We start from the raw sequence: 12,039 nt of genomic DNA, 5'->3' as shown, positions 1-12,039 counted from the left end.
GTGAGTCCTGCTCGCCGCTATGATGAGGCGAATTGTTACAGTGCCTTGGTCGAGCAGGCTCGGCATGGCGGCAGCAGGGGGAGGGTAGATGAGTTGTGCTGATCAGGATTGCGGCTGCGGGTCGGCCGCTGCGAGCAACCCAGCAGGCGAGCTGGAATCCGGTGCTGCACGCTGGATCAGCGTGTATCGCATGCCGAAAATGGATTGCCCCGCTGAAGAGCGGATGATTCGCATGGCGCTCGCCAGCTGCGAGGGCATCCGTCATCTGGCTTTCGATCTACCCAACAGGACGTTGACCGTAGCCCATGATTGCAGTGTCGATCCGCTCAGTGAACGGCTGGAGGCCCTGGGCCTGGGTGCCGGGCTGACACGGACCCATGCAGCCGAAGGCGCGCCTGACGTACTGGCCGGCGACACCCAGGAGCAGGAAGCAGCCACGCTGAAAATCCTTCTGGCGATCAACGCCATCATGTTCATCTTCGAACTGGTGGCCGGGCTGGTCGCTCAGTCGACCGGGTTGATCGGCGATTCGCTGGACATGTTTGCCGACGCCGCCGTTTACGGGGTCGCGCTCTATGCAGTCGGCCGGGCTGCACGCTTCCAGTTGCGTGCGGCACAGCTGGCCGGCTGGCTGCAGGGGCTGTTGGCGCTTGGCCTGCTGGTTGAGGTCGGCCGGCGCTTTTTCTTCGGCAGCGAGCCGCAGTCGCTGACGATCATGGTTGTGGCATTCGTAGCGCTGATCGCCAATGTCGCCTGTCTCCTGCTCATTACCAAGCACCGCGACGGCGGTGTTCACATGCAGGCCAGCTATATCTTTTCCGCCAATGACGTACTCATCAATGTCGGCGTGATCGTAGCTGGCGCCCTGGTCGCATGGAGCGGGTCGAACTACCCGGACCTGCTCATTGGTGGTCTGATCGGCTTGATTGTCCTGCTCGGTGCGAGACGTATTCTGGCGCTGCGCGCGTAGGTGATTCATCACAGCATCAATAGCAGAAGTGAGTAGCCAAGCGAGCCGAGCAGGAACGCGCCGAATCGACTGTTGCGCTCGGTGGGTAGCTCTTCTTTGAGCACGTTGAGGATGATCGCACCGGCGATGAACGCAGTGACGGCCGAGACTGCCAGTTCTGACAGCTCGATGGTCGCACCGAAGGCCCAACCGACCAGCGTCGCGCTTGCCAGAATCCAACGCCCGCGATGGGCAAACAGCCCTTGATGGTCGTGTTGCAGTGCTACGTCATTGACCATGAAATGCAGCGCCATGGCCACGGTATACCAGACCAGTTCAAGCGTCTGGCCCGCGTCGCGGTTGGCCAGGATATAGCCGATCAGCGCGTTGTAGCCGGCGAATGCGCCAACATGCAGCCAGAACACGCTGGCGTGCGATGGTTCGTCGTCCGCGCGCACGCTACGGTGCTGTTTTATAAGCCGTTCCAGGCCGTAGAAACAGGCCAGACCAAGCAGGGCCAGCAGATAAGCGTGGTGTTCCAGATAGCGCAGCGGATGGAACCCGCTATCCTCCATCACCTGCTGTCCTTGAGCCAGTTCAGGGAGCAGGTGAACGAACACATAGGCGACGGCGACGCCACCGGCGGCGGAAAGCCAGCGGCTACGTGGCAACTGGTGCAGCTCGCTTAGCCTTCCGGCCAGCACGTGCGTAGCCGTCAGCGCCAATGCGGCGATAAACGTGAGCATGGAAAACCCTAGCAGCGGTCACCCGCTTGTGACTTTGGCTGTCCATCGGTGTTCAGTGTGCAGTTCGTCGGCCGGTCGATGTGGACTAATGATCTCGATCAGTTCACTGCGTCTTGATCGGCCAGGCCGATGATTTTTTTGATAGAGTTCGCTCCTGAAAAAGCGAGCAGCCAGCCAGCTTTTAATACGGTCAATGAGGTGTCTGCTTGATTAGGGTGCTGGTGGTCGATGACCACGATCTGGTTCGCACGGGCATCAGTCGTATGCTGGCGGACATCTCCGGACTACAGGTGATAGGTCAGGCTGACTCCGGCGAGGACGCGATCCGCAAGGCTCGGGAGCTCAAGCCCGACGTCGTTCTGATGGACGTCAAGATGCCGGGTATCGGTGGCCTGGAGGCGACCCGCAAGCTGTTGCGCAGCTATCCGGATCTCAAGGTCATTGCCGTGACGATCTGTGAAGAAGACCCGTTCCCGACGCGCCTCCTGCAGGCCGGTGCGGCGGGATACCTGACCAAGGGTGCAGGCCTTGAAGAGATGGTCCAGGCCATTCGCATGGTGTTTGGCGGTCAGCGTTACATCAGTCCGCAGATCGCCCAGCAGCTGGCGCTCAAATCGTTCCAGCCGCAGCTCAGCGAGTCGCCGTTCGATCTGCTTTCCGAGCGGGAAATCCAGATCGCGTTGATGATCGCCAACTGCCAGAAAGTGCAGAGCATCTCCGACAAGCTCTGTCTCTCGCCGAAAACGGTCAATACCTACCGTTATCGCATCTTCGAAAAGCTGTCGATTACCAGTGATGTCGAGCTTGCCTTGCTGGCGGTTCGTCACGGGATGGTCGACACCGTCAACTGATGACAGAAACCTTCGACTCATCGGCGTTCCTGGCGGCTTGCAGCGGCCGTCCGGGCGTTTATCGCATGTTCGATGCGCAGGCCAAGCTGCTATATGTCGGCAAGGCCAAGAACCTCAAGAAGCGCCTGGCCAGCTACTTCCGCAAGACGGGGCAGGCGCCAAAGACCGCAGCCTTGGTGGCGAAGATCGCACAGGTCGAGACCACCATCACCGCCAACGAAACCGAGGCGCTGCTGCTCGAGCAGACGCTGATCAAGCAATGGCGGCCGCCTTATAACATCCTGCTGCGTGACGATAAGTCCTATCCCTACGTATTCCTCTCAGCCGGCGAATTCCCGCGACTGAGCATTCACCGTGGCGCGAAGAAAGAGCCCGGGCGTTACTTCGGACCTTATCCCAGCGCGGGAGCGATCCGCGAAAGCCTGAGCCTGCTGCAAAAAGCCTTTTTTGTGCGCCAATGCGAAGACAGTTACTACCGAAACCGCACACGGCCTTGCCTGCAGTACCAGATTAAGCGCTGCAAGGCGCCGTGTGTGAACCTGGTCGAGCCAGCGGAATACGCCGAAGACGTACGCCATTCGGTGATGTTTCTCGAAGGGCGCAGCAATGCGCTGGCCGAAGAACTGTCGCGTAACATGGAAAAGGCGGCGATGAGCCTGGACTTCGAGCGTGCCGCGGAAATTCGCGATCAGATCGGCATTCTGCGCCGGGTGCAGGATCAGCAAAGCATGGAAGGCGGCACTGGCGACGTGGATATCGTCGCCGCCGTGGTGAGCCCGGGCGGCGCCTGTGTGCATCTGATCACCGTGCGCGGCGGTCGCGTGCTGGGCAGCAAGAACTTCTTCCCGCAGGTAGCCATCGAGGAAAGCGTCAGCGAAGTGCTACAGGCGTTCCTGGAGCAGTACTACCTGGGCGCTGCCGAACGCGATCTGCCGGCAGAACTGATCGTCAATGCGGTACACGAAGACTTTGCGACGCTCATCGACGCCATTTCCGAGCTGCGCGGCGTAGAGCTGACCATCACCCACCGCGTCCGTGGCACGCGAGCCCGCTGGCAGCAGCTGGCGTTGACCAATGCCGAGCAGGCGATGGGCGCGCGCCTGGCCAACCGTCAGCACCTGTCGGCTCGCTTCGAAGCATTGGCCGAGGCGCTGGAACTCGACGAGCCGCCACAACGCCTGGAGTGCTTCGATATCAGCCATTCCAGCGGTGAGGCGACGGTAGCCTCCTGCGTGGTGTTCGGTCCGGAAGGTCCACTCAAGTCCGACTACCGCCGCTACAACATCGAAGGCGTTACCGCCGGCGATGACTATGCAGCGATGCATCAGGCGCTGTCCCGGCGTTTTCGCAAGGCAGCGGAAGGCGAGGGCAAGTTGCCGGATATCCTGCTGGTCGACGGTGGCAAGGGCCAGCTCAATATGGCGCGCGAGGTGCTCGAAGAGTTGGCAGTGCCTGAGTTGATCCTGCTCGGCGTGGCCAAGGGCGTGACCCGCAAGCCCGGCCTGGAAACGCTCTACCTCAACGACGCGGCCCACGAATTCACCCTCCCGGCCGACTCACCGGCACTGCACCTGATCCAGCAGGTGCGCGACGAGGCCCACCGTTTCGCCATAACCGGTCACCGTGCCAGACGTGGAAAAGCGCGGCGGACCTCGACCCTGGAGGAGGTTCCCGGCATCGGCCCGAAGCGCCGTCGCGAACTGCTTACGCATTTTGGCGGTCTTCAGGAACTGTGTAGAGCGAGCCTCGACGAGATCGCCAAAGCGCCCGGTATCAGCAAAAAGCTCGCCGAGTCGATTTATGCAGCTCTGCACAGTGAGTAAACTGTCCCCCGAATTCCGCCGATCAGTGGTACCGATGAATATCCCGAACCTGCTCACCGTTCTGCGCGTGCTGCTGATACCCATCTTTATTTTGCTGTTCTATCTCCCGTTCTACTGGAGCTACCTAGCTGCAAGTGCCGTGTTCACCGTAGCGGCGCTGACAGACTGGCTCGACGGCTACCTGGCGCGTCGGCTTGAGCAGAGCACGCCGTTCGGCGCCTTTCTCGATCCGGTCGCGGACAAGCTCATGGTGGCGGTGGCCCTGGTGCTGCTGGTCGAAGAGCACGCCAACCTCTGGTTGACGTTGCCTGCCGCGATCATCATCGGTCGGGAGATCGTTGTCTCGGCATTACGTGAGTGGATGGCCGAACTGGGCGCCCGCGCTCAGGTCGCAGTGTCAAACCTGGGCAAATGGAAGACCGCCGCGCAGATGGCGGCCTTGGTTATCCTGCTGGCCAATCCGCCGCAGCCGACAATCTGGGTGGGCCTGGGCTACGCGCTGTTGATCGTAGCGGCTGGGCTGACGCTGTGGTCGATGATCAATTACCTGATGGCTGCCTGGCCGCACCTAAGCACCACCGAAAAGAAATAAAAACTTTTTTAATCAAAGGGTTGACGGCAGCCTTCGATCGTATAGAATGGCGCCCGTCACCAAGACAACGCGGGAATAGCTCAGTTGGTAGAGCACGACCTTGCCAAGGTCGGGGTCGCGAGTTCGAGTCTCGTTTCCCGCTCCAGTTTTTAAGATCGCGCCGCAGTAGTAATGCGGCGCCTTCGTTTTGAGGCCGGTTGGCAGAGTGGTTATGCAGCGGATTGCAAATCCGTGTACGCCGGTTCGATTCCGACATCGGCCTCCATATTGAAAAGCCCCAAGCAATTCGTTGCTTGGGGCTTTTTCTTTTGCGCGACAGAATTTCGGGTGCTTCGCACTCAGCAGTGAGTTCGACGGCGGGCGGTTCCCCAAAGGCTATCTATACTTCGTCAGCGCCTTTTGCGCGGGAGAATAGCCATGCGCCGCCTCACAGCTTTTGCTTTTGCCATCCTCTTCAGCTCGCCGCTGCTGGCGATGCACTGCCCCATGGATATGGCCAAGATCGACGAGCAGCTCAAGACCAATCCGCCCAAGGATGCCGCTACGCTGCAGCAGGTTCGTGAGTTGCGCGCCGAGGGCGAACAGTTGCATCAGGCTGGTAAGCACGCCGATTCGGTGAGAGTGCTCGGCAGGGCTCTGTATCTGCTTGGCCTGAAGCCCTGATCAGCGGGCGCGGCGCAAGCCGGCCAGCAGCCAGAACAGCAGTCCCAGGACCGGAAAGACAGCGATGCCGATCGCCCAGAGCGCTTTTGCGCCTACGGTTCGGTCACTTTTGAATACGCTGATGATCGCGAGCAGATTCAGGGCTATCAGGGCTACCGCGGCAGCGATGGCCAGATACGTCATCGAATCGGACACTTCTCATTCTCCTGGTAGTTCACCTTTTATGAGGCCGTGAACTACGCAGTGCGGTTCCGTTCGGCAAGCCCCGCCGTGCCGCTGGTGCGGCACGATCAAGGCTCCGCATCACTCAGCCAAGCAGTTGCTGGAGTTCATCGCTGCTAGGCACCTTGCCTTCCACAACGATTTCTTCGTCTATTGCCAGCGCCGGGGTGCGCATGACGCCCGCGTCGATGATGGCGTTTACATCGGTGACCTTTTCGACCTCGAAATCGAGCCCAAGACGCCGCGCTGCTGCTTCGGCGTTGGCAGTGAGTTGCTGGCACTTGGCGCAGCCGGATCCATAGACAGTCAGTTTCATCGTCGTTCTCACATCAGTTGGCCATAGAGATAACCGCTGAGCGTGGCCATCACCACGACCAGCGAGCAGTACACGATCGTTTTCTGCGCGCCGAGCACGGTGCGGATGACCAGCATGTTCGGCAATGACAGGGCGGGACCTGCCAGAAGAATCGCCAGCGCCGGCCCCTTGCCCATCCCGGCGCCCAAAAGACCCTCCACAATCGGCACTTCGGTCAGCGTGGAAAAGTACATGAACGCGCCGAGGACCGAGGCGAGCAGGGTGGAGGTGAAGCTGTTGTCGCCCACAGCCCATACTACCCACTCGCTAGGGATCAGCCCTTCATGGCCAGGGCGACCGAGCAGCATCCCGGCGATCAATACGCCACCCAGCAGCAGCGGCATGATCTGTTTGGTGAAATCCCAGCTCTGGCCAACCCATTCCTGGCCGGCGGCGTTCTCGCGACTGGCCTGCAGCATCAGGCCGGCAATGCCGATGACCATGGCGAGTTCCGGCCATTGCGGTTTGAGCAAGGCGCTTGCCGCTACCAGTGCCCCTATAACCAGCAACGGTCGCACCGACCACTGCCAGCGGCGTACCAGCAGGGTTGCGAGCAATATGGCGAGCACCGCGGTGATCGGCCATTTCCAGCTGAACACTGCCATCCAGGCGGCGCTTTCAGCCCGTGCCCAGTTAGCGAAAACCAGGATGCCAATCATCAAGCCGAACAGCGCCACGATGTCACCTATCGGGTGGCCATCGTCATCATCGGCGAATCCGCGCGCGCCCTTGGCTGCGCGTGCTGCCTCCTCATGACGGTAGAGCAGATGCATGATGGCGCCGATCACCAGGGCAAAGACGATAGCGCCGACGGCTCGGGCAATCCCAAGCTCGGCTCCGAGCACCTTGGCGGTCACCACGATGGCCATCACGTTGATCGCCGGCCCCGAATAGAGGAATGCAATCGCTGCGCCCAGCCCCGCACCACGCTTGTAGATGCCGCCGAACAGCGGCAGCACCGTGCAGGAGCACACCGCCAGCAGCGTGCCGGCGACGGAGGCGACGCCGAACGCCACCGGCTTCGGCGATGCTGGGCCAAGGTGCTTCATCACGGCGCCCTGGCTGATGTAGACGGCCATCGCACCAGCGATGACGAATGCCGGCAACAGGCAGAGGATCACGTGCTCGCGGGCATACCACTGGGTCAGGCGCAAGCCTTCCAGTACCGCATTTTCGAAGCGCGGCTGGCCCATTGGCAGGAAGAAGATCAGCAGGAACGCGGCGCACATGCCAAGCAGCACCTTCGCCTCTGTCGGGTGACCCCGCCAGAAGTTGCCCAGATGCGTCCTTAGCGAAGGCGGCGTATGACTGGCTGGCACAGGTGGCTCGTGCGCGGGGCTGTCCATTTCTAAGTTCCTGTCAGACATCTCATACGGATGTTAGTCAGCTTGCGCCGGGCCCTGCTGATCAAGGTCAAGTGCTGACGATTGTTTCCCGGTGGATCAGTGAGCAGGCAGCGCTCGGTTATACCAGTCACGACTGCGGTTGATGCTGCGCACCAGCCAGAGCATGACTGGCACTTCGATCAGCACGCCGACCACCGTGGCCAACGCGGCACCCGAGTTGAAGCCGTAGAGCACGATGGCGACGGCGACCGCCAGTTCGAAGAAATTCGAGGCGCCGATCATCGCTGACGGACCGGCTACATCGTGACGAACCCGGAAGCGGCGATTGAGCCAGTAGCCGAGCCCGGCAATGAACAGGGTCTGCAGCAGGATGGGTACGGCGAGCATGGCGATGATCAGTGGCTGAGCGACGATCGCCTCGCCCTGAAAGGAGAACAGAAGCACCAGAGTCGCCAGCAGCGCGACGATGGAGAACGGCTGCACCTTCGCCAGCGCTGCCTGGAAGGCCGGCTCGCCGCGTTTCATCAACCGGCCGCGGATAAACTGGGCGATGGCCAACGGAATGACGATGTACATCACCACCGACAGCAGCAAGGTATCCCAGGGCACCGGAATGGAAGAAACGCCCAGCAGCAGCGCGACGATTGGCGCAAAGGCGAACACCATCACCACGTCGTTCAGCGCAACCTGGGTCAGGGTGAAATTGGCGTTGCCGTTGCAGAGATTGCTCCACACGAAGACCATCGCGGTGCAGGGCGCGGCGCCAAGCAGGATCAGGCCGGCCATGTAGCTATCGAGTTCGGCCGCCGGTAGCCAGGGTGCGAATACGTGCTTGATGAACAGCCAGCCAAGCAGCGCCATGGTGAATGGCTTGACCGCCCAGTTGACGAACAGCGTGATGCCCATGCTTGCCCGCTGCGCATAAACCTCGCGCAGCGCCGAGAAATCGATCTTCATCAGCATCGGGATGATCATCACCCAGATCAGCAGGCCGACCGGTATGTTCACATGGGCAACTTCCATTGCGCCGATGGTTTGTGCAGCGTCAGGCAGGCTGAGGCCGATGAGGGTGCCGGCGAAGATGCAGAGGAAAACCCAGAGCGTCAGGTAACGCTCGAAGAATCCGAGCGGGGCGCCGGCGGCTTTCTTGCCGGCTACTTCACATTGACTGGACATCGCTAGTTACACCTTGTCGGATTGCTTTGATTGATTACTGCAGGGCTTGCGGCGGTATCGCGGCAAGGGTCTGCACGACCTGGTCGACAGTGCTTCGTGCTGTGCGGGTAACGCCGATCAGCGTGGCCGAAGCCATGCCGGTCCAGTCGCCGTAGCCCACCAGCCAAAGATTGGGCTGTTTCACGGCGCGGGTATCCTCCACCAGAACCTTGCCATCAGCCTCGATGATGCCGAGCCCGCGCAGATGATCCAGCGCCGGACGAAAGCCGGTACACCAGATCACCGCGTCGAGGTCTTCGCTATGGTTGTCTTCCCATTCGACGCCAGTTTCCGTGAAGCGCGCAAAGGGACGCTCGGCCACCAATACGCCGCGTTCCCGCGCTTCACGGACCGGGGGCACCATGACGATGTCGCCGAAGCCGCCGGCGGGCTCGTCGATGTTGCGTCCCTCCTGCTGCGCTTTCCAGCGGGCGGTGGCGCGCTCGAACAGCACACGGCCGTCGACGTCATCGGGCAGAAAGGCCGGTGGCTCCTGAGTGATCCAGAGGGTTTCGCTGACTTTGGATACTTCGGCGAGGATCTGCGCGCCGGAGTTGCCGCCACCTACCACCATGACCCGTTTACCCTCGAAGGGGGCCGGGTTTCGGTAGCGAGCTGAATGAATCTGTTGGCCCTGAAAATGCTCCAGGCCTGGATAGGCTGGAATGAATGGCTTGCTCCAGGTGCCCGTTGCGCTGATGACCGCGCGAGTCAGCCATTGCTGATCACCGGCCTGCACCAGCCAGAGGTCGTCTAGGCGACTGATTGCGTCGACCCGTACCGGCCGCTGGATCGGAAACCGGTAGCGGTCTTCGTAACGTCGCAAATAATCGATAACTTCGTTGCGCGTTGGATTGCCCGGCTCGGTTGGAGTGGGCATTGGCCAGCCGGCAATCGAGCTCCAGGCGGCGGGGGAGAACAATCTCAGCGACTCCCAGGTATGGAGCCATGCGCCGCCGGGGCCGGGCTGTTCATCCAGCAGCAGATAGGACAACGACGTGCGCCGCAGAAAGTACGCGGTGGTCAGGGCGGACTGTCCCGCGCCAATGATGATGACATCGAGAACATTGGGTGCTGTCATCAAGCCGCTCCCGTAGGCTGATATTCGTTCGAATAAATATATGCGATACGGAATATACGCTTCTTGTTCCGGCGCAACAAACTTGCCTATCACAGCGCGCGATAGATAGATGGCTGAGTTCGAGGGGTGCTTTACTTGCTTATGCGCTAAGCAATATATTCGCCCAGGCATATCTTATGGGGATCGGCTTCATGGCCTACAAATCGCGTGTCCTGTTCGTCTGCGTTGCCAATTCGGCACGCTCGCAACTCGCCGAGGCGCTGCTGCGGCATACCGATTCGGAGCACTTCGAAGCCTTCAGTGCAGGCACCGCGCCGACGGATGTCGATCCGCGTGCGCTGGCGGCGCTCGAGCAGCTCGGTGTGCCGACCGCGGGTTTGCGTAGCAAATCGCTGACGGAACTGGAAGGGCAGCAGTTCGATTTCGTGATCACACTCTGTGACAAGTCATCACTGGAATGCCACGCGCTGCCCGGTGCCGGCGAGTACATCGCCTGGAACTTCGAAGACCCTGCCAGCAGCGACCAGCCGGATGCCTACCGGCACACACTTCACGAGATACACGAGCGGATCAAGATGTTCGTGCTGGTCAAGAACAAGCGCTGAGAAGGCATATCAATGGTCGAGCATCTGACACCTACCACCGTCTTCAAATGCCTGGCTGACGAGACTCGCGTGCGGATTGCATTGCTCATCGCCCGTGAGGGCGAGCTGTGTGTATGCGAGCTGACCTGTGCGCTGGATGAAAGCCAGCCGAAAATCTCACGGCATCTGGCGCTGCTGCGCAGCTGCGGAATACTGGAAGACCGCCGTCAGGGTCAATGGGTCTATTACCGGCTCCATCCGCATCTGCCCGACTGGGTGACGGATATGCTGCAGCCGATCCTGGCTGCCAACAAGAACTGGCTGAGCGACAACGTGCATCGCCTCGAAAGCATGCGCAACCGCCCCGAACGGGCCAGCTCATGTGCCTGAATCAAGGGACGACCATGAGGATTCTCTTTCTCTGCACCGCCAACAGTTGTCGCAGCATTCTGGCCGAGGCGCTGTTCAATCACCTTGCTCCGGTCGGCATGCGCGCATTCAGCGCTGGTAGCGAACCAAGAGGCGAAATCAATCCGCTGACGCTTGAGGCGCTGGCGCGGGCCGGCATTGCGGCTGATGGCTTGTATAGCAAGAGCAGCGATGCGCATCAGGCGCTGAATCCCGACTTCGTCATTACCGTCTGCGACAAGGCCGCTGGCGAAGCGTGCCCGGTGCATTTCGGGCCGGCCATCAAGGCGCACTGGGGGCTTACCGATCCATCCGAGGTCGTTGGCAGCCCTGCGGACGTCAAGGCTGCATTCGACGCCACGCTGGCCAGGCTCGAACTGCGTATCGCCGCGTTTCTGGCGCTGCCGCTTGTTGATCTGGATGCCGCTACGCTGAAAGCCGAGCTGGCGCGCATCGGCACTCTATAAATTCTGCAGGACATGCTAATGAACGACGATCTGCCCAATATCGACCCCGAACTACTGGATGTGCCCGACCTCGCCAAGCTTGGCTTGCCAGCGGGGCCGGAGCACAAACCACGCATCCTGCTGCTCTATGGCTCCAACCGGGAGCGCTCCTACAGCCGCTTGCTGGTGCAGGAAGCTGCGCGTCTGCTCGAGCGTTTCGGTGCCGAGACGCGCATCTTCGATCCCTCAGGATTGCCGCTGCCAGACGATGCGCCGGACAGCCACCCGAAGGTGCAGGAGCTGCGCGAGTTGATGCAGTGGTCGGAAGGGCAGGTGTGGTGTTCGCCAGAGCGTCACGGCTCAATGAGCGCGGTGTTCAAGGCGCAGATCGATTGGGTGCCGCTGGCCATAGGTGCGGTGCGCCCGACCCAGGGCAAGACGCTGGCGATCATGCAGGTCAGCGGCGGTTCGCAATCGTTCAACGCACTGAACCAGATGCGCGTGCTCGGCCGCTGGATGCGCATGGTCACCATCCCCAACCAGTCCTCGGTGGCCAAGGCCTTTCTCGAATTCGACGACGCCGGGCGGATGAAGCCCTCGGCCTACTACGATCGCGTGGTCGACGTCATGGAGGAGCTGATCAAGTTCACCCTGCTGGTGCGCGGTCGGGCCGACTATCTGGTCGATCGCTATTCGGAACGCAAGGAGTCGGCCGAAGCGCTGTCCCGTCGCGTCAATCAACGCTCCATCTGACTTCC

At 61.0% G+C, this 12,039-nt stretch carries 15 protein-coding genes and 2 tRNA genes; 11 read left to right on the top strand and 6 right to left on the bottom strand.

The window, feature by feature from the left end; genetic code table 11:
• Window positions 1–88 precede the first annotated feature (88 nt).
• A complete protein-coding gene (locus tag BHD08_RS08745) occupies window positions 89–970 on the top strand; it encodes a cation transporter (RefSeq protein ID WP_125021601.1) in 882 nt (293 codons plus the stop codon).
• Between the two features lie 8 nt (window positions 971–978).
• On the opposite strand, the gene BHD08_RS08740 is transcribed toward BHD08_RS08745, so the two are convergent.
• Window positions 979–1,695, bottom strand: coding sequence for a hypothetical protein (locus tag BHD08_RS08740; RefSeq protein ID WP_015277056.1), 717 nt, complete (start codon window positions 1,693–1,695; stop codon window positions 979–981).
• A 206-nt stretch (window positions 1,696–1,901) separates the two neighbouring features.
• On the opposite strand from BHD08_RS08740, the gene uvrY reads away from it, so the two are divergent.
• The 6 genes from uvrY to BHD08_RS08710 all read left to right on the top strand — a co-directional run bounded on the left by uvrY (window position 1,902) and on the right by BHD08_RS08710 (window position 5,624).
• Entirely contained in the window at window positions 1,902–2,546 is a 645-nt protein-coding gene (gene uvrY / locus BHD08_RS08735; protein ID WP_015277055.1) for a UvrY/SirA/GacA family response regulator transcription factor, read from the top strand.
• The gene (gene uvrC, locus BHD08_RS08730) at window positions 2,546–4,369 is read left to right on the top strand and encodes an excinuclease ABC subunit UvrC (RefSeq protein ID WP_015277054.1); all 1,824 of its coding nucleotides are present in this window, start codon (window positions 2,546–2,548) and stop codon (window positions 4,367–4,369) included. Before uvrY ends, uvrC begins: the two co-directional genes overlap by 1 nt.
• 34 nt (window positions 4,370–4,403) lie before the next feature.
• Window positions 4,404–4,961 carry a CDP-diacylglycerol--glycerol-3-phosphate 3-phosphatidyltransferase gene (gene pgsA, locus BHD08_RS08725; protein WP_041756630.1) on the top strand — a complete coding sequence of 186 codons (558 nt, stop codon included), beginning with the start codon at window positions 4,404–4,406 and terminating at the stop codon, window positions 4,959–4,961.
• A 69-nt stretch (window positions 4,962–5,030) separates the two neighbouring features.
• A tRNA-Gly gene (locus tag BHD08_RS08720) sits at window positions 5,031–5,106 on the top strand.
• Between the two features lie 46 nt (window positions 5,107–5,152).
• Window positions 5,153–5,226: transfer RNA gene (locus BHD08_RS08715), tRNA-Cys, on the top strand.
• A gap of 152 nt (window positions 5,227–5,378) precedes the next feature.
• The gene (locus BHD08_RS08710; RefSeq protein ID WP_015277052.1) at window positions 5,379–5,624 is read left to right on the top strand and encodes a hypothetical protein; all 246 of its coding nucleotides are present in this window, start codon (window positions 5,379–5,381) and stop codon (window positions 5,622–5,624) included.
• Here the strand turns inward: BHD08_RS08710 and BHD08_RS08705 are convergent, their stop codons facing one another.
• The 5 genes from BHD08_RS08705 to BHD08_RS08685 form a co-directional block, all read right to left on the bottom strand.
• Entirely contained in the window at window positions 5,625–5,807 is a 183-nt protein-coding gene (locus BHD08_RS08705; RefSeq protein ID WP_177412664.1) for a PLDc N-terminal domain-containing protein, read from the bottom strand.
• A 124-nt stretch (window positions 5,808–5,931) separates the two neighbouring features.
• On the bottom strand, window positions 5,932–6,162 hold the full coding sequence (locus BHD08_RS08700) for a thioredoxin family protein (RefSeq protein ID WP_003284956.1): 231 nt from the start codon (window positions 6,160–6,162) through the stop codon (window positions 5,932–5,934).
• A gap of 8 nt (window positions 6,163–6,170) precedes the next feature.
• On the bottom strand, window positions 6,171–7,547 hold the full coding sequence (locus tag BHD08_RS08695; protein ID WP_125021597.1) for a permease: 1,377 nt from the start codon (window positions 7,545–7,547) through the stop codon (window positions 6,171–6,173).
• A 96-nt stretch (window positions 7,548–7,643) separates the two neighbouring features.
• Window positions 7,644–8,723, bottom strand: coding sequence for an ACR3 family arsenite efflux transporter (gene arsB, locus BHD08_RS08690; protein ID WP_125021595.1), 1,080 nt, complete (start codon window positions 8,721–8,723; stop codon window positions 7,644–7,646).
• Between the two features lie 34 nt (window positions 8,724–8,757).
• A complete protein-coding gene (locus tag BHD08_RS08685; RefSeq protein WP_125021593.1) occupies window positions 8,758–9,843 on the bottom strand; it encodes an ArsO family NAD(P)H-dependent flavin-containing monooxygenase in 1,086 nt (361 codons plus the stop codon).
• Window positions 9,844–10,034: 191 nt separating this feature from the next.
• Here BHD08_RS08685 and BHD08_RS23185 point away from each other — a divergent pair, with 191 nt between their 5' ends.
• Genes BHD08_RS23185 through arsH form a run of 4 tightly spaced genes read left to right on the top strand, consistent with a single transcriptional unit; the run spans window position 10,035 to window position 12,034 of the window.
• Window positions 10,035–10,448 (top strand): arsenate reductase ArsC, encoded by a 414-nt coding sequence (locus tag BHD08_RS23185; RefSeq protein WP_256678617.1) that lies wholly within the window; start codon window positions 10,035–10,037, stop codon window positions 10,446–10,448.
• A 12-nt stretch (window positions 10,449–10,460) separates the two neighbouring features.
• Window positions 10,461–10,817, top strand: a complete 357-nt coding sequence (locus BHD08_RS23180) for a metalloregulator ArsR/SmtB family transcription factor (RefSeq protein ID WP_256678616.1) — start codon at window positions 10,461–10,463, stop codon at window positions 10,815–10,817.
• A gap of 14 nt (window positions 10,818–10,831) precedes the next feature.
• A complete protein-coding gene (locus tag BHD08_RS08675) occupies window positions 10,832–11,302 on the top strand; it encodes an arsenate reductase ArsC (protein WP_125021591.1) in 471 nt (156 codons plus the stop codon).
• Between the two features lie 18 nt (window positions 11,303–11,320).
• The gene (gene arsH, locus BHD08_RS08670) at window positions 11,321–12,034 is read left to right on the top strand and encodes an arsenical resistance protein ArsH (protein ID WP_125021589.1); all 714 of its coding nucleotides are present in this window, start codon (window positions 11,321–11,323) and stop codon (window positions 12,032–12,034) included.
• Window positions 12,035–12,039 lie beyond the last annotated feature (5 nt).

Source organism: Pseudomonas sp. SCT, assembly GCF_003864275.1.
In the GTDB taxonomy this organism is placed as follows: Bacteria; Pseudomonadota; Gammaproteobacteria; order Pseudomonadales; family Pseudomonadaceae; genus Stutzerimonas; species Stutzerimonas stutzeri_AE.
This window is presented reverse-complemented; position numbering and strand designations above follow the sequence as displayed.

Excerpts from the sequence above, each read along its gene's own strand:
- BHD08_RS08745 (WP_125021601.1), top strand. The coding sequence starts at position 89 with ATGAGTTGTGCTGATCAGGATTGCGGCTGCGGGTCGGCCGCTGCGAGC.
- BHD08_RS08740 (WP_015277056.1), bottom strand. The coding sequence starts at position 1,695 with ATGCTCACGTTTATCGCCGCATTGGCGCTGACGGCTACGCACGTGCTG.
- uvrC (WP_015277054.1), top strand. The coding sequence starts at position 2,546 with ATGACAGAAACCTTCGACTCATCGGCGTTCCTGGCGGCTTGCAGCGGC.
- pgsA (WP_041756630.1), top strand. The coding sequence starts at position 4,404 with ATGAATATCCCGAACCTGCTCACCGTTCTGCGCGTGCTGCTGATACCC.
- BHD08_RS08710 (WP_015277052.1), top strand. The coding sequence starts at position 5,379 with ATGCGCCGCCTCACAGCTTTTGCTTTTGCCATCCTCTTCAGCTCGCCG.
- BHD08_RS08705 (WP_177412664.1), bottom strand. The coding sequence starts at position 5,807 with ATGACGTATCTGGCCATCGCTGCCGCGGTAGCCCTGATAGCCCTGAAT.
- BHD08_RS08700 (WP_003284956.1), bottom strand. The coding sequence starts at position 6,162 with ATGAAACTGACTGTCTATGGATCCGGCTGCGCCAAGTGCCAGCAACTC.
- BHD08_RS08695 (WP_125021597.1), bottom strand. The coding sequence starts at position 7,547 with ATGGACAGCCCCGCGCACGAGCCACCTGTGCCAGCCAGTCATACGCCG.
- arsB (WP_125021595.1), bottom strand. The coding sequence starts at position 8,723 with ATGTCCAGTCAATGTGAAGTAGCCGGCAAGAAAGCCGCCGGCGCCCCG.
- BHD08_RS08685 (WP_125021593.1), bottom strand. The coding sequence starts at position 9,843 with ATGACAGCACCCAATGTTCTCGATGTCATCATCATTGGCGCGGGACAG.
- BHD08_RS23185 (WP_256678617.1), top strand. The coding sequence starts at position 10,035 with ATGGCCTACAAATCGCGTGTCCTGTTCGTCTGCGTTGCCAATTCGGCA.
- BHD08_RS23180 (WP_256678616.1), top strand. The coding sequence starts at position 10,461 with ATGGTCGAGCATCTGACACCTACCACCGTCTTCAAATGCCTGGCTGAC.
- BHD08_RS08675 (WP_125021591.1), top strand. The coding sequence starts at position 10,832 with ATGAGGATTCTCTTTCTCTGCACCGCCAACAGTTGTCGCAGCATTCTG.
- arsH (WP_125021589.1), top strand. The coding sequence starts at position 11,321 with ATGAACGACGATCTGCCCAATATCGACCCCGAACTACTGGATGTGCCC.